Source organism: Mycolicibacterium houstonense (genome assembly GCF_900078665.2).
GTDB classification, from domain to species: Bacteria; Actinomycetota; Actinomycetes; order Mycobacteriales; family Mycobacteriaceae; genus Mycobacterium; species Mycobacterium houstonense.
In genome coordinates this window covers 1-26,754 of record NZ_LT546215.1, presented here as the reverse complement: position 1 = coordinate 26,754, position 26,754 = coordinate 1, and the positions used below count along the sequence as shown (strand labels likewise).

The following is a 26,754-nucleotide window of genomic DNA, read 5'->3' as shown; positions in this document are numbered from 1 at the left end:
GTGGGGCGGGCGGGGCTCGAACCCGCGACCAATGGATTATGAGTCCACGGCTACGGTAAAATCAATGCAGGCCACAGACTCGTCTTCGCAGGTCAGCGCTAGTTGGGCGGCAGTCCAGATACACTCTGTGTGCAGTAGGATGTTGATACGTATGTGTGCAGTAGAGGTGGAGGAATGGCGTTCAAACGGAACCCCGCCAAGAAGACAAGCCAGCGCGCCAAAGGCGAAGGCAGCGTCTTCCAACGCAAGTCCGACGGCATGTGGGTCGGCAGCATCGAACTCGGCTACGACGAGCACGGCAAACGCAAACAGAAACGCGTCTACGCCAAGGACTACCGAACACTCATCGACAAACTCGATGAAGCCAAGAGCGAACGATCCGAAGGGCTTACCCTCGACCGCTCCACCACCGTCGCCAAGTGGCTCGACTACTGGCTGCCCCACATCCAAAAGGAACGGGTACGTCCCACCACCTACACCGACAACGGGTGGACAGTAAAGAACATCAGCCGCACCATCGGACACAAGCGGCTCATCGACCTACAACCATCAGACGTCAGGGCCATGCACACACAACTCGGCAAAGGCCGCCGACGCACAGCCAAAGCCCACATCCTCCTCGGCCAAGCACTCACCTCGGCCATCGCCGAAGGACTCATCAAACGCAACGTCGTCACAGTCGTAGACACCCCCGACGTAGCCCAAGGCGAACGGAAACCCTTCACCGTCGAACAAACCCAACAACTCCTCGCACAAGCCTCCGAAACCAACCCAATGGAGTACACCCGCTGGCTACTCGCATTCCTCACCGGAGCACGCCAAGGTGAATGCCTCGGCCTCACCTGGGACCGGGTCGACCTCGAAAACAGCGCCGTAGACATCACCTGGCAGCTCCAACAACTCAAGCGGGTACACGGCTGCGGAGAGAAGACGGATAGCGGATGGCCGTGCGGGCGGAAGAACGGATCCCGCTGCACGGACCCCAGATGGGACATGCCCATCAAATTCCAGTACGAGCAGATCGTTGACTCACTCGTCTTCACCCGCCCCAAGTCCGAAGCCGGTAAGCGGTGGATACCGATCATCAAGCCGCTACGAGACGCGCTCGAACATCTCCATGACATTGACTGTGGACCCAACCCCCACAATCTCGTCTTCCATCGCTCCGATGGATACCCGGTCACACCGACCGAGGACAACCGGGCATGGAACGCGCTGTTGCAGGCTGCTGGGATTTCGACCGATGGTACTGGGTTGACGATGCACTCTGCCCGGAAGACGGCGGCGACGGTGCTTCGTGCAGCCGGCGCGGATGAGCAGACTCGTATGGAGATTCTTGGGCACAACTCCCCCGAGGTTGCCCGCATCTACGCGCACGCCGATCAGGCGAAGAACGCGACGATGATGGACGCGCTGGCTGTGCTGTTGCCTCCGAAAGAGCTGGGGTAATTCCAGGGGCTGCCATCCGGCGGTGGCAGTAATATCTGTTCATGACCGAGGACCATGCTGCGCCGACTGAGCTTGCTGATGTGGCTCAGGCTGACACTATGTCGGCGTTCGCGTGGGCCGAGGACGATGGCACAGTTGATTACCCGTCGGATTACTCGGTGCGTCGTGGTTGGCGCACTTGGGTGACTGCGGGTGCGGTTGCCGTGAGTGTTGGATTGGCGCTCGTTGCGGCTGTGTTGGCGTTCCAGTATGTGGGTGGGTCGGCCACGGTTGTGAGTGCGCCGCCTACTAGTGCGGCACCTGGCCCGGCGACTGCACCGGCTGTTCCCCCTCCGCCACCAGTAACCGTGACGACCGTCGTCGTGCAGACACCCGCACCCGCGCCGCCTGTCACGAATCCGGATCAGGTGTTCATTTCGACGTTGTTGGCGCGTGGTTGGGTGTTGCCGAATCCGCCGGGGACGTTGAATGATGCGCATTTGACTTGCCAGTTTTTGCGTCAGGGAATTCCGTTGGCTGAGGTGAACAGAATGTATGCGCAGGGTTCTGGCCGGGGTGTTGTTGAGGCTGATGCGTTCAACCAGTTGGTGATGGCTACGTATCCGAACTGCCCATAGTTTGTCTAGCACGCTTGACTTGAAACCGTCTAGCGCGGTAGACTAACATCATGATCGCACCGGCCCCCACCCGCGAAATCGTCAAGCAGCTCAAAGCAGCAGGATTCACCAGTCGCGAAGGCAAAGGCAGCCACACCATGTGGACCTGCGCCCACGGCAAATACAGCATCTCGCTGCCCGATGGCCACAAGACGATCAGCGCGGGCGTGCGCCGCAAGGTCGAAAACGCGATCAACGCTTGCGCCACAAACTGCAAGGAGGACTGACATGCACACCTACAAAGTCAACGTCACCCGCGAAGACAAATGGTGGATCATCACCGTCCCCGAACTCGACGGCTACATAACTGCTGACGGTGCGATCAACCTCAGCGACACAACCCAAGCACGCCGGCTCTCCGACGTCCCCAAAGAAGCCGCCGATTTCATTTGCACCGTCACCGACTCGGCGCCATCGGCGGTGAAGTTGGAAATCACGATCGCTGTCGATGACATTGACGTGACTGCCGGGGCCGAGAAGGTTGCTCACAATCGGCAGTTGGCTGAGCGTCATGCGGAGGATGCGCAGGCTGCCGCTCGCGCTCTTGCCCGCAATTTGGCGGCGCATGGTGTTCCGGTTCGGGATGTGGGTGAGGCGTTGGGTGTTTCGTTTCAGCGGGCTCAGCAGTTGATTAACGCCTAACGCACAAAGCGCGCCCCATCCCGTTGAGAGGTCGGGGTGGGGCGCTGTGTGATCGTAACGCGGGTTGTGCTGGTGTGATTGCGGGAAATAGTCGCGTATACGACCACAAACGCAACCCCCTCAACCCGCGAAATCCTCTGGGAAAATTGAGGGATGAACTGCCCCGAATGTGACGCCGCGATGGACATGCGTTCCAAGGATTCGTGGAACGCTCACTGGATGTGCCCATTCGACGGCCAGATCGTGTGGGCGCCGACTGCCGAGGAGTTGGAGGCGTCCGCGTGAATGTGCGTGAGTTGATGGAGAAGTTGTCGCGGGTTAATCCTGAGTTGCCTGTGGTTTTCGAGCAGGAGGATCTTGATCTTGTTGGTCAGTACGTCGAGGTTATGGACGTTCGTTTCACCAACTCCGACGTCTATTTCGACGGCAAGGCGTTTTCGCTCGATGGCAGCCGCCCATACGACCGTGCCGACTGGCACAACTCCGGAACCGAAGCGCGCGATAAGCCGACCGAACCAGTCGTACTGCTGAACTGCAAACTGCCATGGAAACCCACCATCGACGGATCGGTAATGGAGCAACCTTCCGAACTGACGTGATCACATCTGGCTAACGCAACCCCCTCAACCCGTGGAAACTGGTGGGAAAATGGATAGATGACAACGCGCGAGAAAGTTGCCAGAGCCATCAACCCCAACGATCCGGACATAGCGCTACGTACCGGTATCGCCGATGCTGCTATCGCCGCGCACCTCGAAGAGTTGCGACTGGGCACGATTGCGAGGCTCGCCAAGCAGATTGCGAACCCCTGGGCTAGGACATCCGACCAGCGAGCGGCCCTCGACATTCTGGCAATCCTCGAACGGGCAGGGGTGGATGTGTGAGTGACGACAAGTGTTGGCCGTTGATTGATGATGATGACCCGTTGATGCGGGCGTTCGGTATCGTCACTCTCGCAACTGGCACGTACTGGTTCATCGCGCCGTTCATCGCGCTTTCGGAAATGCTGGGAGACGTGCTCGCGGAATTGTTCGACCTCTAGCCGGGTCCGTTGAGTGTTTGGCAGTTGGGTGTGAGTGTCGGCCCGTACGTGACCGCACCGCATTGCACGGCTCACGCCGCTGACTGCGCCGCCCGCGCCGCACGAATTTTAGCTTTGTACTTACGGGTCCGGACCCGCTGACAAATGCGGCAGCGCCACCCCTCGCGCTCGCAGTTGTCCCTCTTGCTCCAATAGACCCCCACGAACCCATCGGCCTGGCCGTGCTTTTTACACCCACGTATGCCGCGCAATGACGGATACAGCGCCCCGCGCCGACTATTTTCGCCAGGCGTGACCGGCTCTAGGTGTTGGGGATTGACGCACGGGGGGTTGCGGCATAGGTGGTCTATGTGCAGACCGTCTGGGATTGGCCCCACGAACGCCTCGTAGCTGACACGGTGGGCGCCAACCCTTTTGCCCGATACGCTGATCTGCCCGTAGCCATTGACCAGCGTGCCGGTCCACTCCCAGCATGAACTTGAGGTGCTCCGGCGGATGTTCGCTTCGATCCGCTGCTTGATGGTAAGTGCTGGCAGCTTCTCTATCTTGCCGGATCGCAAGGCGCGAAAGTAGTGAATCCTGCAGTATCCCCGAGTCTTTGGGGGCTCCGCGCATTCGGTCTCAATGCAATCCATGCCACCAATTCTATTTGCTGCCACGAAGGGTTGAGGAGGTTGGAGCGACCCCTAAACGCGAAATGCCCCCGCCTGGGGAGCTGCGGTGGGGAATCCGCGCTCAACCCAGACGGGGGAGACTGTGTTCGGCCATAACCGGACGTTTCAGATTGCTACAGCCACATCACGGCGGCAATGTTTATCAGCACGTGCAGGATGTTGTCCGCGATGATCAGTAGCCATACGGCGAGCCAGTCGGGGCGGTCGGTTGCGTGTCCGGTGGGCGTGTGTGCGGGCCGGAATGCTTTGGGCGCGAGCTGGTTTTTGAGCCACACGGCGTGACGGGCTAGGCGGTAGTGGTCGATGACGGCGTGGGTTCCGACGATCACTAGCAACGCGAGTGGCGATTGGGTGATGAACAGGAACGGCAGCCCGTAGGTGACGGCGTGCACGATTGCAGGCCACCAGCGTTTGGTCTTCTCCTGCGCCATCCAATCGGACTGAATCAGGTAGTCGCCCACCATGTGGGCAAGTCCGACCGCCGCAACGGCTTCAGCGAAGCTCATCTACCCATCCCCTCTATGCCTAGTCAAACCGGTCTTACGTGCAGCGATGAACAACAGGTGAATCGGATCCACCCGATCAGGCAACAGGTTCCCCACATGCGCCAGGAGAATGCCGCCTACGATCCGAGCAACCCACGGATGCCGGTCCGCCACCTCCGACAACATCTCGCCGTCTTCGGCCAATACGTTCCAGCTCGCGACACCGACGAAGAGTGCGGTCCATGCCCGCCCGCCTGGCGTCACTTCTGGAACCCGAATCTGTCTTCGTACCAGGGCTCCTCATGATTCGCGGCTAACAGTGAGTCATCACGCTCCATGTAGAGAGTCGGCCCGCCAGAAATCGGATGCTCATTTCCGCACGCGTACTCGTCACTGTCCTCGATGATCTCCAGCAGTGGCCCCGGATCAAACGTCAACGACACCAACGTCACACCAAATACACGAAATCGAACTCTCACCGCGTGCCCCTAAAGCTTGAAACTGCACGCCCAGTAGCCGTTTCGTACCGCAGAGCAGGACGATACGCGTACTCGCGGACGTTAAGTGCGAAACAGCAAGCACTAGTCATTCGCCCTCCCCAAGCGCGCGACTTACCAATCTGTGCGACTCTTTGACTTGCATCTCAAGCTCGCGCATCTGCCCCTGTATTTGACGTACCTCGCGAACCAAATCCCAGTCGACCTTGTGATACGGCAGGCTCATGCGCGCACCCCGTTCAATCCTTAGGCGTGTTCAACGAAACTGAACGGGCAGATTGAACACGCTCAAGCCGAGCAATCTCCCTAGCGATGTACCACGCAGCTTTCCTCAGGTCCTCAATCTCACGCTCGGGATCCTTCTTTCCCGCCCGCGCAAGATATTTGACCGCTGAGCCCCGAGAAAAATTCAGGTTCTCCGCGATGTCAATCACCTCGGCACCGTTCGACCAACCCTCCGCGTAATGCGCGGGATGACTGACCATGTCCCCAGCCATCAAACGCCTCGCACGATCGTCCCGCTGCGGTCACGATCGTTATGCGTGTGCATAGCCAGCCGCATCTCTAGCGCAGCCTTACCAGCAGCTTCTCTCGTCAGGTGATAGGACGCACGGGCTTTCCCGCAAGACTCAACCCTCGCTCTCCAACGCTTACGTGCCGCGTCGTACGAAACTCCACGGAAACCGGATGTGTTGGTGGACCGCAGCTCTTTAACGAAGTGCTCCGTATTGTGTTGGGCGGTTACAGCACGCAGGTGCTCCGGATTGACACATCCCCGGTTGCCGCACATGTGGTCAATTTGGAGTTCGTCGGGAATGGCGCCGTAGTAGTAGCCGTAGATAATTCGGTGCGCCACACGGTTGCTAGATGACGCCCGGCCCTGAAACATCGCGTATCCCTGGGCGTTGTGTCCCCCATCCCACTCCCAGCATCCATCAGTCTTGACGATGCGGGCGAGGACGGCGTAGTGCTCTGGCGTCGCTGGGGTCCGCCCGTCCAGTGATCCCCATCGGCTCATCCGATTGCTGTGCATGCTGCAGTACCTGCCACCGTTCTTCTTGGTGAGCTTGTCGCAGGATTGCGCTTCGCAAGGTCGCTGTGCCATATTTCCCCTAGACAGACCGGACAATCGACGCGCGTTCGGGTTCGATGCTGATGCGCGAGTAGGCGAGGCAGGCAGTGCAACGCCTCATGCTGTACGTGAGCAGATTGGCCACGTAGCGGCGCGGAATCGGTTCCGTGTCATGCCCGCAACGATGGCAAGTGGTCAGCTTGTCCTTGCCGTCCATGAAGATCGCGGGATGGTTCTTGATGAACGGTCGGCACCAGTCATAAAGCCCTTGGGTTGCGATCACGTCGCCGGCACAGTATTCGACCAGACGATCGCGGTCCTCGACGGACTTGTCGGTGACCGCTCGTTCCATTGCCATGCGGTCGTACTTGTCCGTTTTCGCCGGGATGCCAACGATTTGGCAGAACGCATCCAAGCCCTTGAACGGTGCACCGGATTTGAACTGCTGGCGTAGCACTTTGAGCGTGTCGACCGTCTTGTATGGCGGGAGAGGTGGCAACCCTGCTTCGATGTGCAGGTCTCCGAGCAACCAAGGTACGTCGGCGTTGTCGATGTTGTGGCCGACGATGATGTCTGCTTGGGCCATGAGGTTGTGGACGTTGCGGAGGAACTTTTTGCGTCCACCTTTGTCCCACTCGGCTAGGCGGATGACGTCGGGTTGGTCGTACCACTTGGCGCACACGATCGTCGTGCGTGGCTGCCGAATCACGGTCTCGTAGTGCACATACCGGTTCTTCAAATCGCCCCGGTCCCAGTAGTGCTGCTGCGTAATCCCGTCCAAGCGTTCAACATCCAGGATGAGGATTTTGTTGAGTGCGCCGTCTGCGATTTGGAAGAGTTCACTGATGGACATGGTGCCGCCTGATGCATTCTTTGAATGCGGTTGATTTGAGTTGGTAGCCCATTTCGACGCATTTGACGAAGAGGCGTTCGCGGCTGTATTTCTGTGCGTTTTGGGTGCTGAGTTCGATGTACCGGTCGAACAGTTCGCGTTCTGACTTGGGTAGTTGTTGGTACCAGGCGCAGGTGGCGCAGTCTGGTGTTGATTCGAGTTCGTGTAGGAGTGCTGCGAGTGTCACGATTCCCCTTCGTGATTCCGGGGCGGTTTGCTGTGTGCCCCACTCATTCAAGTATGGAACGGATTCTGTTGGGTTGAGGGGGTTGGGTTGCGTTGGCGATGCGCGGGATTCGAGACACGGGTTATGCGCGGCTGGTCTCTTGGCTCATGCAGTGGGAGTTGCTACACAACCCCCTCAACCACGCGGAAAGCATGGGAAAATGGGGGAATGCAGCGCAAGTTGATTGGTGGCATGAACCGCTACCGAGCATGGATCGACCAAGGCCCCGAATGTGTGATGGCTGCGGTGTGGATCTTCTCGCTGCTCGCATGGGGATCCATCGCCGCAATCGTCATCGGCATTGCTGACGGGCGCATGTGGCTCACCGCCCTAGGTGCCGTGGGGGCACTCGTATCGGCCTACCTAGGAATCGCGCAAATGACCCAATGGAAGTGGGACGGACGATGAGTAGCCGCGCGGTCGGTATGACTGTGTTCGTCGTGATGACCGTTATCGGAACGGTCTCCACCTGGAGCGGCTGGCGCACAGGGCGTGTCCAGGGTTACTGCGAGGCTAAGTACGGGCCGAGTGTTGAAGTCGTGTGGACTGGCGCACTTGGCATTACAGGCGAGTGCGAGTTGGCGCCCGCCGTTCCTGCGAGGCGCGTGGTTGCTCCTTAGCGTGCTGCTCGTACTTGGCTGAGTCGTACGAGTTTTGGGTTCTCGATGACGGTCAGGTGTGCGTCTAGTTCGGGTTCGAGTGCGGGGAGCTGACCGTTCGCTTTCAACTCAGTCACCAGCGCATCAAGCAAGTGGTCCGTGACTTCCATGCGGTCCCACTCCGCATCAGAATCCCCATCACGACGCGCCAAATGCATCTCATCATGAGCCGTCGAAATCCGCGTCGGCAAGTCACCGTCCACGCTGATCACCGGCAATCCGCTCCAACCGCTCCAACTCCTGGCCCTTCTGAAGCGCACCCAACTCACGATTGACACACCGAAACCCATCCGAAACAACACCAGTCAAACCCTCAATCGCACCCTCAAGCCGATCCACCGTCGACTCCAACCGGTCAACCTGATCACGCAGATTGTCTTTATCCTTATGGGAATTCACGGTCTGATCGTGGATATCGTTGACCTTGCGGCGTTGAAGCCAAACCGGCAGGACCGCAACACCGATCATTCCTGCGATGATGATTAGGTATGCCACGATGTCCAGCCACGAGTCCGGGTTGAACGGTGTCACTAGATCACTGGCCTGCGTCGTGGCACGGGCTGCACGGGGATTGGGATTGTGGGCGGGTTGTCATCCGCTGCAACATCAACCGGCACAGGCTTCGGGGTGTTGGGGACTCCGAAGACTCCCAGCGCCGTACACACCGATACGATGACGGTCAACCAGTTCGCAACCTCAGGCGGCACAACATCACCCAACGCCAACAACTGAGTAGCCACAGACGCGACCGCACCAAGCGCGGCAGTAATGAACTTACGAACCTCAGCAGCACTGTAATTAAACACAATTCATCTCCTAGCCCATCCAAAAGAACGCAGTCACCCGCATCCAAAACCGATGCCGCAACGTGACCGAATGCTCATGCCACTCATCCGACTCGTACTTGCCGCCACACCACGGACACTTCTCCATCACACACCCGCCCTAAGAAACTCAATCGCAGGACCAGTCCCATAATTCGTGTGCGGAGTAGTCCCCCGGATGAAAAACATGCCCGCATCAAGCAACGCCTTGAACGCCGCAATAGTCCGAGTAATCGGCAACACAGACAGCTCAATCACCTGAGCCAACAACGAATCCGGACCAGTGAACACATTCAGATCACGCACAATCTGCCAGATAGCGTTCTTGTCCTGCTGCGAATCGCCAGGCTCGGCACACGCGTAGAGGTCGCCGGTATGTGCGTAGTTACGCCACCAGTCCGGGGTGTTCTTCATGCCGGTAGACGACACGCCCTGCGAAGTGAACGACGCCATCGGCGATCCGCCAAAGTCGGGCCACACCTTGCCCGCTTCCCTATTCGGGTTCCCCCAAGCAACCGACTTGAGCACATGGCCCTCCGCCCAATGCAGTGAGCCGCCTTCGGGTTTGATGTTGTTCTCCCACAACTCGCTAACGACCACAGCGCCCTGGGAGTATGAGGCGAACGCAACACCGTACTTCTCGATCCGCTCACGATGCATGAACCCCGGCTCAGCCCGGTTCATCTGCACGTGACACTCGGCGTTCGCGGCGGCAATCGACTTCCCCATCGGGAACGGATCCGCTGGGTAGCCGACCGGCTGCCAATAATACTTGTCCTCAACAGCGCGTGCAGTGTCAGCATCGGGGCCGACCCACCACGGAACACCAGTGCCGCACACCGTGATCAGCAACGGGCGAGTGTCCACGACGGGGCGCGGCAGATACCCCATGACGTATTTGGTTTCGGCGTTGATGACACCCGATATGTACTTGCCAGTGGCGAGCTGTCTGGAAGCGTTGTACCGGGACTGCATCTCCGCAACCGCAGACGTCATCGCATCGTCGTAGTCCGGGGTGTCTGCGAGGCTTCCCGCATAGGATGCGAACTTCTTCCGCATGAACGCCTTGATCTTCCGGATTTCCTCAGACGCGTCACCCAATCCGAGGCCGACGTAATCCCCACCGATTCTCATTCGGCCTCAGTCAGATACGCGTACACCTGCTGCGACCACTTGTCGCCCTTGTCCGCTTCGCGTTTCACGAGCGCGACAGCCTCGGGGTTGCCCATCATCGCTTGGCGTTCGACAAGCATTTCGTGGATCATGGCGTCGTCGTTCTTCAAGAGTTCGTGCAACTGCCACTTCGCGCCCTCGCCCGCAGTCTTGTATTTCGACTGTGACGGGATCTGGTTGAACAGGCAGGCGTGAATCTCGTTGATCTTGCGGACCACATCTGGATCAGACAATGGATCGTCCCCTTGAGGTTTGGTGTTGATTTGCGCCTGTACGTCGGCGCGGAAGATGTTCATGTCGATAGCGCCGGGATCCCACTTGCCCTGTGCCGCACCAGCCCACTCCTTGTGGGAGATGACGTGGCTGCTGTCGTGTCTGAGGAATCGGAGGATCGCGGCGACGGTCTTCACGTAGGCGTTGTATTGCGCATCGGGCCACGAGGATCGGTGCGGTTTTCCGGGGGATCCGCCGCCGTCGTTGGCGGCTTCGATGCCGATGGTGAGGCTGTTGGCGTTGTTGGTTGGCAGGCCGGGGTATGAGCCTTGTCCTGCGTGCCATGCGATTCCGACGCCGCAGAGGGTTACGGTTCCGTCTTGGGCGAGATGGAGTTGCGATGCGAGGCCGAGCGTCGGGTGGAAGGCGATGGATTCAGCGGTGGCGCCGTTGGATCCTGTGTGGTGCGCGACGACACCCCAGATAGCTCCGAAGTCTCCATGCCCCCGGTCCCGCCAGCCATCAATCTCACGAACCGCCAAGCCCTCTGCCCGCAACACTTCCGGGAGGAACGTCGGATCACCACGCCAGTTCGGGTTCGGGGTAATACCCGGTTCCGTTGGCTGCGGAACCGTGGGGTTTCCCGAACCGAGTGCGCGGCGTAGGAGTGACCAGCAGTAGTCCCAATGCTTCGCGTAAGCATCGGGGTATGCGGATCGCTGGACTCGTTGAACGAACTGTCCCGCGATAGCGCCGTTCGTTGCAGCCGTGTAGTCGTCGGCCAGTCGCTCAAGGAACACGTTCGTGGATGAACGCAGATCCATACGGGAGGCCATCGTGCCCCACCAGTTGTCCCGGTCCCCCGCCGGCAACGTGTCCCCTGCGCGCCCGTTCTGCTGCTGGTAATAGCCGACGCTGCGACCATCGTCACTCTGTGAGTCGTACGGATAGTTTTTGGACGCTGGGTCTTTCGCATTCCAGGGGCACCAGAAGTTGGACTCTTGCCTGATGCACATGAGTGCCATGACGGTGGCGAGTTCGTCTAGGTTGCGGGCGCTGCTGACCTCGTGAACTACGCGCGCGATTTGTTCTTCGGTGAATAGCGGTTTAGCGGCTTTCCAGACGAAACTCATTCAGTCCTCCTGGTATGCGCCTTTGCATCCGGCTTTGGGTAGTCCGTGCCATCCGAAGTTGCAGCGTGTGCATCGGTCGGTGGGTGTGAGAATGGTGCCGCCGGAGTGTTTCGGTTTTTGGGTGAGTTGCCAGTCCACGAGGTCCGCGATGGGGTCGGTCATTTGCCGAAGAATCCGTTGAAGAGTCCGCCGAAGATGGGGACTTTGTTGAACACGTCGGACATGGCTTTGCCGAGCTGGTCGGGCAGGTTTTCCAGGTCGGTGAGGTCGGGAACTTTTTTGCTGATCGCGTCCAGGACTTCACGGGTGACTGCTGTTGCGACGGCAGCGGCGATTTCGTCTGTGTGGTCGATGATGCGGTCCGCGATCAACGCGGCGAGTTTGATGAGAATCTTGTCGAGCACGGTTGCCTCCCGGGCATGAAAAAACCCCGACGTTCGCCGGGGTGATTTATGAGGTTTAGTGTGGTTTAGCGGGATTCACTAAAAGTCTGGGTGCGTGTCTTGGATCCAGTCGAGCCAGCGACACACTGTGCGCGACAACAACCAACGAAACACTGGAGCTACGCCAAAGTGAGGACAGCCGAAGGGCTTCCATCGCTGTCAATCGTGAGCGTGTTGCCAGATGTTGCGGTCACGTCGGCCGGGGTCGAATCCAACAGCACGTAGCAGAGGACGTTCCCCCCGACCTCGTACAAGACTGCCCAGCGGGCGGTGATGCCTGAACCGGAGGCGGTCCAGACCGGGTTGGTGGCGAATGCGACCGATACGCTGGTGGTTCCGGACAGGGTGAGGGTGACTGCGATGCCACCGGTGGTGTAACCATTCGCATTCGACACCTCCCCCGTGACGCCAGCCCATGTGGTCGATGCGGCACCAATGTTGGACGACGAGGTCACGAGGGCGACTTTCCAACTGTCGCTGTCGAGGTCGAATGTTCCGTTGAGCAGGTTGGTGCGGGCACTGTTGGTGAGTGTCCATGTTCCAGCGGCCATTTAGATCCCCTCCTAAAGGGTGTGATGGGTACGACGAATGGCCCGAGTCGCGATGCGACCGGGTGGTTGATTGGTTGGTTTAGTGAGCGCGGATCTCGACTGAAGCGGTCTGATATGCCGATAGGCCGGCGCCGTTGGTGAGAATCACGGAGCCGTCGGAAGTGCTGACGTTCTTGCTCAGTGCGGCGCCACCCTTAGTGTTGAGGCCGCCAGAGTTCGACCGGAATGTGTAGCCAGACGGCGCGGATGGCCAGTTCGCACCCAAGCTGGAGCAACTGTAGAAGTGCAACAGCATCGAAGTGCCATCTGAATTAGCAAGCGTCACAGACGGTGCGGTCATGTTGGTCCCCGCGTTTGCGCTAATCGCATGCCCGCCGATCGGTGTCGAGTGCTGGCCACGGACGACGACCACCGACATCACATCAGCGCCGGACCACGTTCCGGAGGCGGTGCTGCTGTTGACTGCAACGAACTGGTAGGTGACCATGGCGCCGAAGGCCTGGGTCTGGTCGATAAGTACCCAGTTGGGCACGTTGCCGGATGCGGCTGGTTTGGTCGGGTACGCCGAGACGCCGGTCTGTGAGGCGATGATGATGATCAGATCGCCGGCCGTGTGGGCGGGGATGGTGATGCTGTTGCTGTTGGTGGTGCTCGCCGCAACGAAGGAGACTGCGGCGGCGGCGATTGTGACCGTCGGCGTTCCGCCCGTGATCGAGACGGGTGCCGTAATCGGTGTCGCGAGTTTATGATTCGTTGCGACAACAGTGGGCACACCTGTGGTAGTACTCAGGGCAGCACTTCCCGGTCGCGCCACCTGATGGTCGGTCGCCGTCACCACGGGAGCGCCACCCGTGATGGACTTTGTCCCGCCTATCGGGGTAACAATCTTGTGGTCGGAGATCGCGATCGTCGGCTGCGCCCCCGTAGCGGTGAGCGCAGCCGCCACAGGTCGTAGACTCAGCCCTAGCGCCGGGTGCGAGCCAATGACCGAAAGATTTGCGCTGGTCGGCCCCGCTACGACCGGAGTTAGCACGGTAGGCTGGTGCCCATCAACGCCCAAGGTTGCAGGAGCGGGTCGGATCAACAGTTGAACTGACACGTCCGGGGCATCACCCGTGAGACTCAACGACGCCGGAGTGGGTGTGACCAACCGATGATCACTGGCGAATGCGACCGGCGTACCAGTGGTTAACGTCACTGGCGCTGACGTAGGTATTACGAGCCTGTGTTGCGTAACCGCGATGACGGGCGTACCGCCAGGCAGGGCGATGGCAGCCGCCGCTGGCGTGAGGACCTTGTGATCGCTGATCTGCACGGCCGGCTGGCCGCCTGTGGCCACAAGTGTTCCGGCGACGGGGCGGAATGTCACCTCTAGCGCGGGGTGTGAGCCGATCATGGCCAGGGTGGCTGGTGCGGGGGTCAGGTGTCGATTCTGGGTGATCGAAACTGTCGGAGCGTCGCCGGTGACTGTTAGCGTCCGCGTGGCTGGCGCCAAGGTCCGGCTGGTCGCGACCGTGGGCGTGCCGACGGCGATAACGAGTACCGCCGGTGACGGAGTGAGCTGCAGGCTGACCTCTGCCCACCAGCCAGTAACAGGAGGGCGGACGTCCGAGTCACCATCCGGAGACCACGGCATAGCTCACCCCCCTATGGATGGAGTTCAATTCCCTTGGCAACCCATCTGCCGCCACCGGTGATCGAGAAGGTTGATCCGCCCTGTGCATGGCCCATGACGTGCGCCCAGTGCTGGCTAGCGCTGAACCCTGTTTGCAGGTCGATGGTCCGGTTGAACCCAGAGAAGCCGACGTCCATGCCGCCGAACCCGACTACTACCTGAGAGCTGACATTCGACGGGACGGTCAAACTGCCCGCACCGGACCCCGAGGAGGTCTTGACCACGCCCAGGCTGCCGACTCCGTTGAACGACAACGCCTTGTAGCTCCATGCCCCGGTGGTGGCCTCGGACTCGACTCGCACTGAGACGGTATGGCCCCGCACACTCGTGGGCAGGATGGCTGCAGCCAACGAGTAGTAGGCGTCGAAGCCGAAGTAGTTTCCGATCCGCGTCGGGCCGGACAAGATCGGTACATTGTGGGAGGTGGCGCCGTCGATAACAGTGACGGTCAGCGGTGACGACCAGGTGTGGCTGATCGGGATCACAATCGTGTTCGCGTTGGGGCCGAACGTAAGTGATGTGATCTTGACTGGCGAAGTTCCGCCCGACCCCTCAGTGCCGGCAGCATCGAACGTAACCGGGTCCGGCGGGGGCGGCAGAGATGGCACAGTAGTCGCGCCAAGGTAGGTCGCCTGGATGAAGGTCCCTGCGGCCAGGACGCTCAAGCTGCCAGCCGCAGTGAGGGCGTAGACGCCGAACTCGTCGGTGGTCGCCGCCGGGATCATCAGGTTGATCTTGTTGGTCGCCGTGCCGAACGAAACGTCGTCCCGAATCTGCACGCTGTTCTGCTTGAGGTTGATCGTCTGCGAGGTGCCCGTAGCGATGCTCGACCCACTCCACTTGACAACGATCTCCACATTCCACAACCCGTCGAGCGGAAACTTGAACTTGTTCCCACTGATGACCAGAGTCGCTGGCCCGTCCGCTTGGGCTAGGCCGGTAATCAGCGTGTCAGTGGAGGCCGTGATCGCCTGGTTAGCGGATTTGGTGACATTTGCCCACGGCATCCCGAGGGCTACAGTCATCAATTCTGTTGGCAGATAGGTCCACGGGACCTTTACGTCGGCGCCCATGGGCGGAATGCCTGATGGCTCCGCAATCCGATCCTGGGTGACGACTTGCTGCGCGCCACCGCTGAAGAACTTGCCGAACCAGTTGCCGAGTACCGTACCCAAATCGGTGAGTGGGTCCACCACGGCGCCGTCGAAGATGTCCTGAAACTCGGCGAGCGCGCCATTGATGTCGAAAATGCCACCCCGCGCTGACGTATCCTGAAGAAGATTCAGCGGGTTCATGATCGTGGAGATAATTGTCGACCAGATGTCGTTGACGTCCAGTCCGAAAAGATCATCCAATTGGCTCAACCCGAACATGTCCAGGATGCCGTCGAACGGACCGTTGCCGCCCTTGGTCAACGTGGCGTCGTCAAACCAGATATCGCCGGCAGTGGCAGTTGTATCGACAACCAGTCGGAGCCGAACCTGGTCCACGCCCGAGGCGGGAACGGTATAGCCGCTCGACAGTTGGGTCCAGGTTGCCCCGGGGCCAGCGATGGAGGCGACATTCGTGGTCGACACCACAGCGCCATTGAAGTAAGTCCGCACAGCAAGCCTGATCGGAGTTCCCGTTCCTACATAGGCATTGGACTTCACCCACACCGATGGGGAAAGAACCTGCCCAGGGACGACATCGATCGCGTTGGACAGCAGAGCTTTCGACGTGCCGTTAGCAGTCGTCTTAGCCGAACCGCTAGTAGTGCGCCCAGTCGCACCATCCCACGTCCAAATCCCACTGCCATCCATCGAGATCGACCCATCAAAACCCGGATTAGACAACAGATTCGGATTACCAGGACCAATCGCCGACGCCGGAATGAACCCAAACAAGTTCCCCGGAATCTGACCAAAAATGTTCAACGCGTTCAACGGAGAGTTCGGGCCAAGCAACAGATTCAACGGCCCGATGATGTTGGAGGTGACGAACTCCCAAATCTCCTCAGACGTCGGCATGTCACTAAAATCGAGGCCGCCGAAAATCGTCCCCAGAATTGAGTTCAGGAACGGCTGCACAACCATGTTGAAGAACGACTGCCACGCAGCCTCAAGGTCAAACGACCCATCAAGCAAGTTGATCGACTGAAAGAACGTCCGCAGATTCAGGAAGAACGTTCCCAAGTCGTTGAGGTCACCATCCTCAACACCAGTAATCGCCTCAACGATGTCCCCGAGAATCGGGATGTCCGCCAACTTCTCCCGAAGATCATCGCCCCACGCAACCAACTGCTCAAACGACGGAATGCCAGGGATGAAGGACCCAGCGAGCGCCAACACCACCCGCTTAATGAACTGTTCGATCAGTTGCAGACCGAACTCAATAAGCTGCTGCGCCGTGAACGGTCGCACCCACTGATTCGACTGCTCCTGGTGGATCGGCGCCGAAGGAATCTCCGACGCCCAATCCGGCATACCAATCGTCACAGCGGCGTGACCTCAACAGAGAACAGGCTCGTCGTAGCCGAAGTGGTGTAAGTCGAAGTGCCAGCCTGACGCTCACACCGGATGTACACCGTCGCTGAGGCGCCGGCCGCGATCGTGTCGTACGCATCAGCCAAGCCGGCAGCCTTACCTGGCGACAACTGCAACCGCTCAGTTTGCGTGATCCCCGGGCAGCGACCAATGATGTTGCCGCCAGTTTCCCCGTTCAATCGGGCAATCAGATCAACTCGAACATCTGAAGCCTCACCCGTCACCACAGTGTGTCCAAATGCCCGCACACGCCGCGCATATGGCCGCGACGGGACCGGGATAGATGCCAGCGTGTAGTTAACGTTCCCCGACGGCGTATTCGCAACAGAACCCGGATAGCAGACCTCCGAAACCTTCTGGTCCTCCAGCTCGAATCCATCAAGAGTCGAGTTGACCACCGGGACGCGCCCAGCAACCGGAGAGGGGTCTAAATCCGTGGGATCCCAAACAGTTTCGCCGTCATCCCCCTTGGCGCCCTTGTGTAAGGCCAGGTTCAGCTTGTACACACCAGGCGTCGAAGTGGTGGGCGGTGTGATCGTCGTCCACGAAGCAGAATCGGGAGTCGAATCACCGGGCTCCAACGCAGTGAAGTTGATTGCCTCATCGATCTCCGCATGCACACCCGGATCACCCTGCGCAACAGGAGGAATACCCACACCCATACCGCCCTGCGGACGCAGATACAGAATCGCCGCGCCCGTCTCCGGGGACACCGGAATCTGAACATTCCCCTCAAACTGGTAATACTGACCGTCGGGTGTAGTAGGCCACGCCATAGCGGACTCCAATCAGGATAAGAACCCAATCAACGGCATCGCGCGCCGGTGATAAAATTTGCTGCATGAATGAGCAGTGGCGCCCAGTCCCCGGATACGACCTCTACGAAGTCAGCGACCAGGGACGGGTTCGGTCCATAGACCGGATTGCAAATAGCCGGTGGGACACGCCTAAACGGGTGCGCGGCAAGGTGCTCAAGCCATCGACGGCTGGCCGATATCCCACGGTGACTCTGTACCTACAAGGCGAACAACACACTTTGCTGATTCACCGGCTGGTATTGCTGGCATTCGTTGGGCCGTGTCCCGATGGTCACGAGGCCCTGCACTTTGATGACGACCCGAACAACAACCGGTTGCATAACTTGCGTTGGGGTTCCCGTAGCGAGAACTCCCGAGATTGCATACGCAACGGCGGGCACCCCAAGGTAAACATCACCCGTTGCCCAAAAGGTCACCAGTACGACGCCGAGAACACCTACATAACGCCAGGTCGGGGCCATCGCCAATGCCGCAAGTGCATCAAAGCCCGGTCGATCGCTCGACATGGCGGAAGGTCGCATTCGAGGGACCGCACACACTGCCCTCAGGGCCATCCATACGACGAGGCAAACACGTTCCATGTGGGAGGCCGCCGACAATGCCGGACCTGCAACCGCAACCGGGCGCGGGAGTACCAGCGCCGCAAGCGACTTAGCTTTGTGGGGAAAGAGTCCACACTGACAGGGCCTCAAACGCCCCCGTGATGAGGCGCTGGTGCTTGGCAAGTGGCGCCTCATCACGCCGGCCATCCCCGAGCTGGACCATCACGGTCCGCTCCTCGGGGGTGATACGCCAGATCACGTTTTCGATGTAGTCCGTGATCATCTTTGACCGCTTGTGGTACACCAGTGACATCAAGCCGCCCTTGAAAATGTCCCGGCCAAGCGCGTACTGGTCACCGTTGCGGAACACCACTTGCGCCGACGTGTAGCCGCGAGAATCGAAGAGTGCGTTGATGAACGCGAATACGGTTTCGATGTTGTACGGGGCGCTGGCGGTCGGGTAGAACCGTTCGATCGCCGGATGGTACGGGCCGACCTCGTCGCGGCGGTCGTAGTGCTGGATCAACTGGAACGCCAAGAACGCGTTGTTGAGGAACCCGGACAGCAAATCCGACGGAATGCCCGTGAACCCAACAACGATCATCAGCGAATCGATCAGCCAAGCAAACGTGGCGTTCATCAAGTCGTTCAACCACTTAGGCGACCGTCCACCGATGATGTGCTGCCAACCCTCGGGGGTGTGGTCGGCTATCTCGCACGAGATGATGGAAGAGTCCTCCCCCGGTTCCGGGGCAACCAGGTACGCGTATGGTTGTTCGAAGTTGACACCCAGAAGGGGCGAATAGAACACGCCGTCCATGCCGGGGACCTGCTGCACGACCGGTTTGAAGATGCCGCCCAGTGATCCGCCGAGATCGACCACGGTGCGCAGCACGGAATCCAACACCGTCTTAGTCGGCCCCTCAATCTGGGAGCGGTCCTTTGTGGAGAACACGTACGTCGGCTGGTCCAGGTTCGCCCACGCATCGGGCTGCGGATCGCCGGGCAGCCACAAGTCCATGCAGGTCTCAACACCGTAGGAACGCGTGATGTCTTTCACCACGGCACCAACGGTTTCCATGCGAACCGTGCGCGCAACAAGCGGCGACGTATCCAAGAACGGGTTGGTGCGCTTCACATAGATAGGCGTCTTCAACATCCGCAGGAACGTGTTGACAGACAACCCATCCCGCTCCAACGCCTGCAAGATGGTGCCGAACCAGGCCCGCACATCGGGGTTCAGGGACAGGCCGTTGTTGACGAACTCCCAAATGCCCGTCTGGATGCGCATGGCGCATTCGGCAACCATGTTCTCGAGGACAGTGCACAGGGCCCAGATGTAGACGGCGTGTGAAAATGGCTGGGCCTGTATGGGCAGGTACCACGACGGCCAGATCACCAGATAGTTCAGTACGTCCCAGATGCCGCGCAGCTCAACGTTTCCAGTCCACGCACCGTCCGCATACTTGTAGGTGTGAACCTTCGTATAGAACGCGTGCCGCTGACCAGCGATCTCAATGATGACGCCAACCATGGTGTTTCGGCAGTCCATGAACACGGGGATTAGAGGGGATCCGCCCTTGAGCGTGAGCTTGGCGGTCGGCACTTCGTTGCGCGGGTCTGATCCGGATGCGTCGATGAGGTCGGCGCCGATCTCCCCCACCGGGTTCCAAAACTTGTCGCAGACGATAAACCGGAAATCCGTGTTGACCTTGGACTTTTTCTCAGTCAACCGCCGCGCAGTAGTAGCAATCCGATACGGGTCACCCGACTGAATAGCTGCTTGCCACAGCTCCATATCGCCCACAGGTCACCCCCGAATCCTGGGTACGACGAACCAGCCCCCGAACTTGTGGGGGCTGCGAACATCACTCATTTAGAAGGGCTTCCGCCTCAACGGAGTACCAGCAGCGATCACCTTCGAGTCCGCGTTGCCGCCCTCAATAGCGACCTTCACGTAATACGGCTTCGCATCCGCACCAGGAGACTTCGCCGGGATCGCCGAATTCTCAGAAAACCGGCCCTTCAAGTACTTGTACAAGTTCCCCTGCGGAGGCCGAACCCCAAACAACGACTTGATCTGATCACCCAGCGCAGAGTTATTCATACCCGCGAAGGACAGGAACTTGTTGATGGCGTCCTGGAACACATTCAACTGCTGTGGCGTCGGCGGCACAGCCGTTAGATCCTGCACCAGGGTCGTGTTGACACGCGGATCCGTACGGAGAAACACGATCTGGTTCGGCAACAACGGCCCGACCTCCACGAACTCGTCCGTCCCCGGACCGTCGTAGATTTTGAAGATTCCCGGCCCGAACAGGGTGTAGTCGTTGTACATCTTCTGGTCGCCAATGTTGACGCGCTCCAGAAATCCGGCCTGTGAGACGGTCGCATTATCCCCGGCGGAAAGCTTGCGGATGGTTGCCGGCGTTGCTTGCGTCACCAACGCGGCGGCGGCGAACATTCCGTTTCCGACACCACGATTGGACGCCCCCAACGGTGAACCGGTCCCCGTTTCCTTCACAGTCAGGATCTCAACCCCGTTGCGTAGAAACTTGAACACACGAGGATCGTCCTCGTAACCGCACACCAGCGAGAACTCCTCGGTTGGCAGTGGGGCTATCAGCATTGACTGCGGGCTCAGCCGCAAGGTCGTTTCAACGAAGTCGATCGTGTAGTACAGGCGCAGATAACCGCCGCCGTACTCAACGAACACTCCCGAGCCATCCCAGTTGCCGTCGATGTCAACTCCCATACGGGCGCCGAGGATGTTGCGACCCGTGTCGGGGAACGACCACTCCTGGAATGAACCGTGCACCTGGGAGACGACTTGGTTGTCGGTTTCGGTGTCAAACCCGGGCCACGGACCGTTGATCACCCGGCGCGACTGGGTTGTGGTGGTGTCCTCCGGGTCATCCCACCAAAACATCGACCCGTTGTAGCTGGTGCAAAACCCGCCACCGTCACCCGTGTAGTACTGCGGAATGTCGCCAAGGTCCTGTGTTGGACGGTTGTCTTCGGTGAACGTGTCCGTCATGTCGTCGTAGGTGAACGTGAACGCGTCGGTGTGGTCATAGGTAGACCAGAACCCGCGATCAGCCGAGAGGCGCAGGGAGACCCGCACCCTGTTGGTTTGCGCGCCCATCACCGGATCCGGCGGGGCACCCTGAAACCAACGAATGTTCGCCCACCAATGCCCAATATCCGGGGTGAGGAAGTCCAGCTTCGACTCCTGAATCGCATCAATGGAAGCGATCAGATCGTCGTACACCTTCCGCGTGTGCCGCGCATCCCTGCCCCGGCACTCCACGACCATCTCAACCTCAACCGGATCGTAAAGCGCATCAATGTGCGTCACACCATCCTGTGTGGCGCCCTTCTGCGTGATGTGCTTCCACGGCGGCACCAACCCCTTGAGGCTGATCAGATGAACAGCCTCGGGAGCTGAGTGCCGATCGGGGATGGAATGCCCACCCATCAAATAGAACTCAACGGAACCGTCGTAGGCGGTGAGCCGCATCGTCGGTTGGATGCCCTTGGTGATGTTCCACCAGCCGTGGGGCGTGATCGTCCCAGCCGGATACCTGACGGTCATAGGTTCTCCCGTCACATTCCTGGTGCGGCGTACATGTTTTGCAGGTGGTAGCCGATGTCTCGACCTTGTGCCGCCCCGTCGTCGCGGGTTGTGGTGACGTTGATGTCGCCGAACGTGGGGCCTGGCTGACCGCCTTGGCCGTGTTGGGTGGTGTTGGGGTCGACTTGGTTGGGCTGCAACGGTTCGGCGCCCTTGCCTGCAAGGTTGGGCAGGGCGGGTGCGGCTCCGGCGAGTCCGCCCACGATGCGGGTGAGCCAGTTGTTGTTGGCGAGTTCGGATCCACCTGTGGGGAGGAAGGTTTCCATCAACCCTTGGGCGCCGATGCCAGCTACCTGCCCGCCGTACTGGATAGCGCGGTTGATCAGCTTTACACCCATTTGTGCGGCCTGGCCGGCGCCTGGAGCCATCGCATCCAACGCCATACCGCCGGCCTGTGCTGCCATACCGAGGACACCGCCACCATCCATGCCGACTCCGCCCTTACCCGAACCAGACGGGGGCGCAACATTCGCACCGATCGTCGTCGTGTTCAGCGGACCACCAACCGGCAATCCCTGCGGCATACCAGCAGCCATCGGACCACCACCGCCAAACGAAGTCGGCAACGGCGGCGACTGCCCGCCTCCACCAAACGAAGGCGACACAACAGGGCCAGGCGTCGTCACACTCTGTGGCGTCGACGGATACGCGCTAGCCGAATACGGGTTTGGCATCGAACCGCCACCACCCGGAGAAATGTTGTTGCTCCCACCCGGCTTGTACCAAGCGTGCACATGGTCCTGGTGATCCTGAGTCGGATTGCCGGTGTGGCCGGCGCTGTAGTCCTTCGGGGTCAGCCCATGTCCGTAGCCATATGTCTTGTTGTCGAAAATCGCGCCATACACGTTGGGGTCCGACAACACCTGCTGGAGCACCTGATGCCCCTCAGCGAGGCTGTCAACCATGATGTCCAGGGCGCCGTTTTGGTGTTCGCCGTACTGGTCAGCCTGGTGATCTCCCACCGTGAGGCCCTGCTGCTTCCAGAAGGGCATCATCACTCGGTGGGCGAAATCCCGCGCAGACTCGCCAGCCTTAGCTCCACCCGGCGAAGGACCGTACTGCGCACCTCCGCCGTAACCTGCACCCTGACTGGATCCGGCGCCGTATCCATACCCCAGGGCAACACTTCCGCCGCTTCGTCCGCTGATCATGTCCGCGTACTGGTCGTTCTGGTACATCGGCCCGAACACGCCCTGAGCGCCCAGCATCCCCATGATGCCGTGCCCACCCTGCGTCGGATTGAGCTTCTCAACAGCCGACAACTGCCCCAACAACGGTGCCGCAGCAAGATTCGCAACGAACTTCGTGATGTTCTCCGCGATCCCCACGAGACCCTTCGAAATCCCAAAATCCGCATCCAACGACGCGCCGACCTCGCCAAGATCCTTCGTCAAACCCTGAAGCTTCTTCGTCGCCTTGTCCGTCGACTTCGAAAGCTGCTCATACTGATTCCTGCGAGCCTCACCCATCCGCATCTCAGCGGCTTGCAAGTCCCGCTCAGCCTCAGCAGCCTCATTACGCGCATTCAGCTTGTCGTCCTCAGTTGCAGTCGCAGTCGCCTCCAACTGCGCCACACGAGCACGCTTCTCAGCCAACTTCTGCCGCGCATCAAGAAAACTGGACTCCGCACCAAACACAGACGCATCAGCCGGCATACCAGGAATCCCCGGCGGAAGACTCGAATCAAACGGAACCACCGGCGCGTCAGGCAACTTCGGACCAGACCCCGCCCCATCGCCACCGCCCGGCGCATCCAAGATCGGATTGCCGGAAGGGCCAGAGCCGCTAGAACCGGCGGTGGGCCCCAACGAAAGCGGCGGCAACCCATCACGACGAGCAGGATTTGGCCGATACCCATCAAAAATGTCACCAGGAGTCTTCGGGTACGGACCCGCGAAAATGTCACCCGGAGCTAACGGTCCTGCTCCGCCACCCGCCGGTGCGGGCGCATCGCCACCGTTCTGGAAGTCACGGATCCTCTCCTCCCAGAACGGAAGAATCGGAACCCACCCAGGGAAAATCCTGTCCTCGCCGGTCGGCTGATCCTGGAACGGGAGATTAGGCGCCTTATCCTCGATCAACGTAGTGAGCCACAACGGGGCAGCAATCCTAGACAGTGCCGCACTGATACCCGCCGCCCCCGTCGCCGCCGAAGCGGGAAGCACCGTCGACAGCGTCGTGCTGATGCCACCCAATTGAGCAGCGAGCGACGAAACACCCGAGATCGTCTTCCAGGCAACGAACGCCGACACCACATCGCCTACACCAATGCCGACTGCGTCTAGCGCGCCAACGATAGTCTGCGCCGCAGAAGCCAAGCCATGCGCGGCATCAACGCCCTGCTCGAAGAATCGGCGAATGTCGCCCTGGTGCGCAGTAACCCACGCACCGATCTCATCGATACGGGTCCGCAGCGTCTTCAAAACATCAACAAGCTGGTTGCCGTCCTCGGTCGGCTTCCCGAAAATCGCACCCAGGAAGTTCGCCCCCAACCGGGCCACCGACGTCTGCATGTTCGACATGGCGCCCTCGATGGTGTCGCCAGACGCCTTCGCAAACCCCGACGCGTGCGACTCAACAGCCTTCATCAAATCGTTCAGGCCGACCTTGCCGTCAGAAATCATCTTCTGAAGCTCGCCGCCAGTAACACCCAACTGCTCCTGCAACCACGGCAGAATCGGGATGTTCCGCAGCTCGTTGCCGATCTCCTCCATAGAGACCTTGCCGGTGTTCGCGATCTTCAAAAACGCATCACCGATCTCATCAACACCCGCACCTGCGAAACCGGCAGCATCCGTTACCACAGTCATGAACCGCTTCAGATCGCCCGTATTCGACGCCAACGCGCGAGTCGCAACAGAGAACGCCTTGTCCATCGCGAACGGCGTATCCGTCACTGCCTGCGTGACCGTGTCCATCACAGCCTTCACGTCGATACCCGCGCGCCCGGTCGACTCAAGCGTCCGGTTCAGATTCTCGAGTCGGTTCTTCGCCGCATCGATCGACTTGTAGCGCTCAAAACCCTTGAACAAGGTCAGGGACGCCGCGCCGATGAGGCCGCCGGCAGCGACCGTGAACGCCGTACCCAGAGCCTTACCCGCAAGCGAACCCACCTGAGTCGCAGCACCCTGATAGCCCGACAGCGACGACGAAAACCCCGACGTGTTACCGACAGTCTGACTGACCTGCCCCGTAAACCCAGTACCGAAGTTCCGGCCAGCAGTCTGACCATGAGTCGTGAACTGCCCCGTAACCCGCTGCCCAATATTGCTCGTAGACCGATCAATCGCCGCAGACATCCCACGACCAGCAGCATCACCAGCCGACGTACCAGCAGCACCAAACTGACGCTCAATCCTGGCAGCAGCAACAGCAGCAGAACGCTCATCGAGACGGGAAATGACGTCGACTATGATCGGCATAAACCAACCCCTCTCGAATTAATCTACGCGTCGTCAGACCAACCCAACTGGTCAAACAAACCGCCACGCGCCTCACGCTTCCAAGCAGCCTCAGCCTCAGCCTCGCGCGCCTTACGCGCCCGAACAGCCGGGTCATCAAACGAGAACGGCTCATACGCGCCGTCCGTGCCGCCATTCACCGCGTGATACGACGCACGCAACCGCGCCAACTCATTGAACGTCTCAGCCTTGACAATCTGATCTTCAGTCCACGCACCACCACGAGCCGCCGTCTTAAACGCCCCCCGCTCAGGCAAGAACTCGACCAGCTCTAACAACTCATAACTGGACAACACCAGACAACCACGCTCATCACAGGTCCCACGGTGCCAATCCGAAATCCGCCTCCCACAATGGAAACGGGAAAGATCACTCGCTATCTGACGAGGAAACTGGCGCCACAGCCACAGAGCCTCCATCACTTTTGGGATCAGCCTTCTGCCTCTCAGCAACCTCCGACCCCTGATCGTTCCAAAGGCGCCACACATCAGCAGCAGAACCCCTGCGACCGTTGACCTTACCGGCCCGCAAACGCGCATAATCCTCAGCGCCCAAAGCGATCTGCGTAACCCGCACCTCATACGGCGGATTCAACACAGTCACATTGCCTTCGGCGTCAGTCTTGCGATACGGATTCGTCTTCAACGCCCCACGAATCGTCTCAGCCGGCAACTCCAACGCATTGCCGTCCTTATCCTTGATCGTCTGCGCAGGAATCACACGATCCGGCTCACGATCATAGGACTCAAGCTCCAAATGAAACGCATCTAACTCCGCCAACGCATCATCATCCAACAACCGGAAACTAGGATGCGGCGGAACCTCAATCACATCACCGTCATCAAGCTTCAACTCGCGCGGCGCAAACGGCGACGAGTACGCCTTCGCCTGCTCAGCGGCATCACGACCAGCATTCGGCACAGAAACGACGGAACTTTCAGAATCGGACACTTTGGGCTTTCCTCTCGGGCTGAACAACATTCGGGCTGAACTTCGGGCTGAGTTTGGGGTTCGAGACCCACGGGGATGAGCGCCAGCCCAGGACGCTTGCGGCGCCCAAAACACCCACCCCCGTGGGAGCCTCAACTACGAGCCAGCGGGCGCCATCTCGTCCCAACCGGGACCCGACACCCACACCCACTCGAAGCCCGGAACCAACTCGGAACCACCATCCGGATCCGGAATCATCAAGTACGGATCCGGAAGAACCTTGTACGTCAGCTCAGCGCTATCCGGATCGGTCTTCGTGCGCTTCTTTGCGCCCTGATCGTCCAGCTTGCACAGCGAATAACCCTCAACACGGTAAATCGCCTTGCCCGCAACACTCTTCGAGAAGACGAGAAGGATCTGCCGGTCAACCGAGGCGGTATCCAGCCGGACACCGTAACCGTAGTTCTCCGAACCGAGATCCGGGACCAGGCTGTTCCCTGCATCGTCGGCCAGCCGCAGTTCCGACTCCAGCCGGTGA

General features: G+C 59.7%; 31 protein-coding genes and 1 pseudogene. 10 read left to right on the top strand and 22 right to left on the bottom strand.

Going from position 1 to position 26,754, the window contains the following annotated elements; all coding sequences use genetic code 11:
- The first annotated feature begins 174 nt into the window (after positions 1-174).
- The 8 genes from BN4332_RS32620 to BN4332_RS33565 all read left to right on the top strand — a co-directional run bounded on the left by BN4332_RS32620 (position 175) and on the right by BN4332_RS33565 (position 3,789).
- Entirely contained in the window at positions 175-1,449 is a 1,275-nt protein-coding gene (locus BN4332_RS32620; protein WP_066904546.1) for a tyrosine-type recombinase/integrase, read from the top strand.
- Positions 1,450-1,490: 41 nt separating this feature from the next.
- Positions 1,491-2,066: a DUF732 domain-containing protein gene (locus tag BN4332_RS33570; protein ID WP_160111013.1), complete on the top strand. Its 576-nt coding sequence runs from the start codon at positions 1,491-1,493 to the stop codon at positions 2,064-2,066.
- Positions 2,067-2,116: 50 nt separating this feature from the next.
- Complete coding sequence (locus tag BN4332_RS32615) at positions 2,117-2,332, top strand: type II toxin-antitoxin system HicA family toxin (RefSeq protein ID WP_066904543.1); 216 nt, start codon at positions 2,117-2,119, stop codon at positions 2,330-2,332.
- Between the two features lies 1 nt (position 2,333).
- The gene (locus BN4332_RS32610; RefSeq protein WP_066904540.1) at positions 2,334-2,747 is read left to right on the top strand and encodes a hypothetical protein; all 414 of its coding nucleotides are present in this window, start codon (positions 2,334-2,336) and stop codon (positions 2,745-2,747) included.
- Between the two features lie 153 nt (positions 2,748-2,900).
- The gene (locus tag BN4332_RS35000; protein ID WP_264077551.1) at positions 2,901-3,032 is read left to right on the top strand and encodes a hypothetical protein; all 132 of its coding nucleotides are present in this window, start codon (positions 2,901-2,903) and stop codon (positions 3,030-3,032) included.
- On the top strand, positions 3,029-3,346 hold the full coding sequence (locus BN4332_RS32605) for a hypothetical protein (protein WP_160111012.1): 318 nt from the start codon (positions 3,029-3,031) through the stop codon (positions 3,344-3,346). Before BN4332_RS35000 ends, BN4332_RS32605 begins: the two co-directional genes overlap by 4 nt.
- Positions 3,347-3,403: 57 nt before the next feature.
- Positions 3,404-3,631 (top strand): hypothetical protein, encoded by a 228-nt coding sequence (locus BN4332_RS32600; RefSeq protein WP_066904534.1) that lies wholly within the window; start codon positions 3,404-3,406, stop codon positions 3,629-3,631.
- Positions 3,628-3,789, top strand: a complete 162-nt coding sequence (locus tag BN4332_RS33565) for a hypothetical protein (RefSeq protein WP_160111011.1) — start codon at positions 3,628-3,630, stop codon at positions 3,787-3,789. Before BN4332_RS32600 ends, BN4332_RS33565 begins: the two co-directional genes overlap by 4 nt.
- Positions 3,790-3,860: 71 nt before the next feature.
- Here BN4332_RS33565 and BN4332_RS32595 read toward each other — a convergent pair whose 3' ends face one another.
- The 7 genes from BN4332_RS32595 to BN4332_RS33555 form a co-directional block, all read right to left on the bottom strand.
- On the bottom strand, positions 3,861-4,424 hold the full coding sequence (locus BN4332_RS32595; protein WP_074133296.1) for an HNH endonuclease signature motif containing protein: 564 nt from the start codon (positions 4,422-4,424) through the stop codon (positions 3,861-3,863).
- 152 nt (positions 4,425-4,576) lie between these two features.
- Positions 4,577-4,969 carry a DUF3307 domain-containing protein gene (locus BN4332_RS32590; protein ID WP_066904531.1) on the bottom strand — a complete coding sequence of 131 codons (393 nt, stop codon included), beginning with the start codon at positions 4,967-4,969 and terminating at the stop codon, positions 4,577-4,579.
- On the bottom strand, positions 4,970-5,212 hold the full coding sequence (locus tag BN4332_RS35710; protein WP_074133295.1) for a DUF7427 family protein: 243 nt from the start codon (positions 5,210-5,212) through the stop codon (positions 4,970-4,972).
- Between the two features lie 472 nt (positions 5,213-5,684).
- Positions 5,685-5,930 (bottom strand): DUF3310 domain-containing protein, encoded by a 246-nt coding sequence (locus BN4332_RS32575; protein WP_235654378.1) that lies wholly within the window; start codon positions 5,928-5,930, stop codon positions 5,685-5,687.
- An 11-nt stretch (positions 5,931-5,941) separates the two neighbouring features.
- Entirely contained in the window at positions 5,942-6,334 is a 393-nt protein-coding gene (locus tag BN4332_RS35295) for an HNH endonuclease (protein WP_160111010.1), read from the bottom strand.
- 223 nt (positions 6,335-6,557) lie between these two features.
- Complete coding sequence (locus BN4332_RS32565; RefSeq protein WP_066904522.1) at positions 6,558-7,370, bottom strand: 3'-5' exonuclease family protein; 813 nt, start codon at positions 7,368-7,370, stop codon at positions 6,558-6,560.
- The gene (locus BN4332_RS33555) at positions 7,357-7,596 is read right to left on the bottom strand and encodes a hypothetical protein (RefSeq protein WP_160111009.1); all 240 of its coding nucleotides are present in this window, start codon (positions 7,594-7,596) and stop codon (positions 7,357-7,359) included. The genes BN4332_RS32565 and BN4332_RS33555 overlap by 14 nt, the downstream gene beginning before the upstream one ends.
- A 207-nt stretch (positions 7,597-7,803) precedes the next feature.
- Between BN4332_RS33555 and BN4332_RS33550 the strand changes: the two genes are divergently transcribed.
- Positions 7,804-8,043, top strand: coding sequence for a hypothetical protein (locus tag BN4332_RS33550; protein WP_160111008.1), 240 nt, complete (start codon positions 7,804-7,806; stop codon positions 8,041-8,043).
- 208 nt (positions 8,044-8,251) lie between these two features.
- Here the strand turns inward: BN4332_RS33550 and BN4332_RS34005 are convergent, their stop codons facing one another.
- From BN4332_RS34005 to BN4332_RS32520, 9 genes are all read right to left on the bottom strand, one after another.
- Positions 8,252-8,506 (bottom strand): hypothetical protein, encoded by a 255-nt coding sequence (locus BN4332_RS34005; protein WP_220096876.1) that lies wholly within the window; start codon positions 8,504-8,506, stop codon positions 8,252-8,254.
- Entirely contained in the window at positions 8,487-8,825 is a 339-nt protein-coding gene (locus BN4332_RS32560; protein WP_066904518.1) for a DUF2746 domain-containing protein, read from the bottom strand. The genes BN4332_RS34005 and BN4332_RS32560 overlap by 20 nt, the downstream gene beginning before the upstream one ends.
- Positions 8,826-9,226: 401 nt before the next feature.
- Entirely contained in the window at positions 9,227-10,252 is a 1,026-nt protein-coding gene (locus BN4332_RS32555; protein ID WP_066904515.1) for a hypothetical protein, read from the bottom strand.
- Positions 10,249-11,637, bottom strand: a complete 1,389-nt coding sequence (locus BN4332_RS32550; protein ID WP_084459503.1) for a peptidoglycan recognition protein family protein — start codon at positions 11,635-11,637, stop codon at positions 10,249-10,251. The genes BN4332_RS32555 and BN4332_RS32550 overlap by 4 nt, the downstream gene beginning before the upstream one ends.
- Before the next feature lie 158 nt (positions 11,638-11,795).
- The gene (locus BN4332_RS32545) at positions 11,796-12,041 is read right to left on the bottom strand and encodes a hypothetical protein (RefSeq protein ID WP_066904509.1); all 246 of its coding nucleotides are present in this window, start codon (positions 12,039-12,041) and stop codon (positions 11,796-11,798) included.
- Between the two features lie 158 nt (positions 12,042-12,199).
- Positions 12,200-12,631 (bottom strand): hypothetical protein, encoded by a 432-nt coding sequence (locus BN4332_RS32540; protein ID WP_066904506.1) that lies wholly within the window; start codon positions 12,629-12,631, stop codon positions 12,200-12,202.
- 79 nt (positions 12,632-12,710) lie between these two features.
- Positions 12,711-13,577 (bottom strand): hypothetical protein, encoded by an 867-nt coding sequence (locus tag BN4332_RS33545; protein ID WP_160111007.1) that lies wholly within the window; start codon positions 13,575-13,577, stop codon positions 12,711-12,713.
- 701 nt (positions 13,578-14,278) lie between these two features.
- Positions 14,279-16,783, bottom strand: a complete 2,505-nt coding sequence (locus tag BN4332_RS32525) for a hypothetical protein (RefSeq protein ID WP_160111006.1) — start codon at positions 16,781-16,783, stop codon at positions 14,279-14,281.
- Positions 16,780-17,607: a hypothetical protein gene (locus BN4332_RS32520; protein WP_066904494.1), complete on the bottom strand. Its 828-nt coding sequence runs from the start codon at positions 17,605-17,607 to the stop codon at positions 16,780-16,782. The genes BN4332_RS32525 and BN4332_RS32520 overlap by 4 nt, the downstream gene beginning before the upstream one ends.
- A gap of 65 nt (positions 17,608-17,672) precedes the next feature.
- Here BN4332_RS32520 and BN4332_RS32515 point away from each other — a divergent pair, with 65 nt between their 5' ends.
- Positions 17,673-18,353: an NUMOD4 motif-containing HNH endonuclease gene (locus BN4332_RS32515; RefSeq protein ID WP_074133292.1), complete on the top strand. Its 681-nt coding sequence runs from the start codon at positions 17,673-17,675 to the stop codon at positions 18,351-18,353.
- On the opposite strand, the gene BN4332_RS32510 is transcribed toward BN4332_RS32515, so the two are convergent.
- The 6 genes and pseudogenes from BN4332_RS32510 to BN4332_RS32485 form a co-directional block, all read right to left on the bottom strand.
- Positions 18,301-19,989 (bottom strand): Gp37-like protein, encoded by a 1,689-nt coding sequence (locus BN4332_RS32510; protein WP_066904486.1) that lies wholly within the window; start codon positions 19,987-19,989, stop codon positions 18,301-18,303. The genes BN4332_RS32515 and BN4332_RS32510 overlap by 53 nt on opposite strands.
- 78 nt (positions 19,990-20,067) lie before the next feature.
- Positions 20,068-21,786 carry a DUF7257 domain-containing protein gene (locus tag BN4332_RS32505; RefSeq protein WP_066904484.1) on the bottom strand — a complete coding sequence of 573 codons (1,719 nt, stop codon included), beginning with the start codon at positions 21,784-21,786 and terminating at the stop codon, positions 20,068-20,070.
- An 11-nt stretch (positions 21,787-21,797) separates the two neighbouring features.
- Positions 21,798-25,247 carry a tape measure protein gene (locus tag BN4332_RS32500; RefSeq protein WP_066904481.1) on the bottom strand — a complete coding sequence of 1,150 codons (3,450 nt, stop codon included), beginning with the start codon at positions 25,245-25,247 and terminating at the stop codon, positions 21,798-21,800.
- 23 nt (positions 25,248-25,270) lie between these two features.
- Entirely contained in the window at positions 25,271-25,582 is a 312-nt protein-coding gene (locus BN4332_RS32495; protein ID WP_200820485.1) for a hypothetical protein, read from the bottom strand.
- A 73-nt stretch (positions 25,583-25,655) separates the two neighbouring features.
- Positions 25,656-26,237 carry a hypothetical protein gene (locus tag BN4332_RS32490; protein WP_074133297.1) on the bottom strand — a complete coding sequence of 194 codons (582 nt, stop codon included), beginning with the start codon at positions 26,235-26,237 and terminating at the stop codon, positions 25,656-25,658.
- Positions 26,238-26,372: 135 nt separating this feature from the next.
- Positions 26,373-26,754, bottom strand: a pseudogene (locus BN4332_RS32485) (hypothetical protein); the annotation flags it as partial.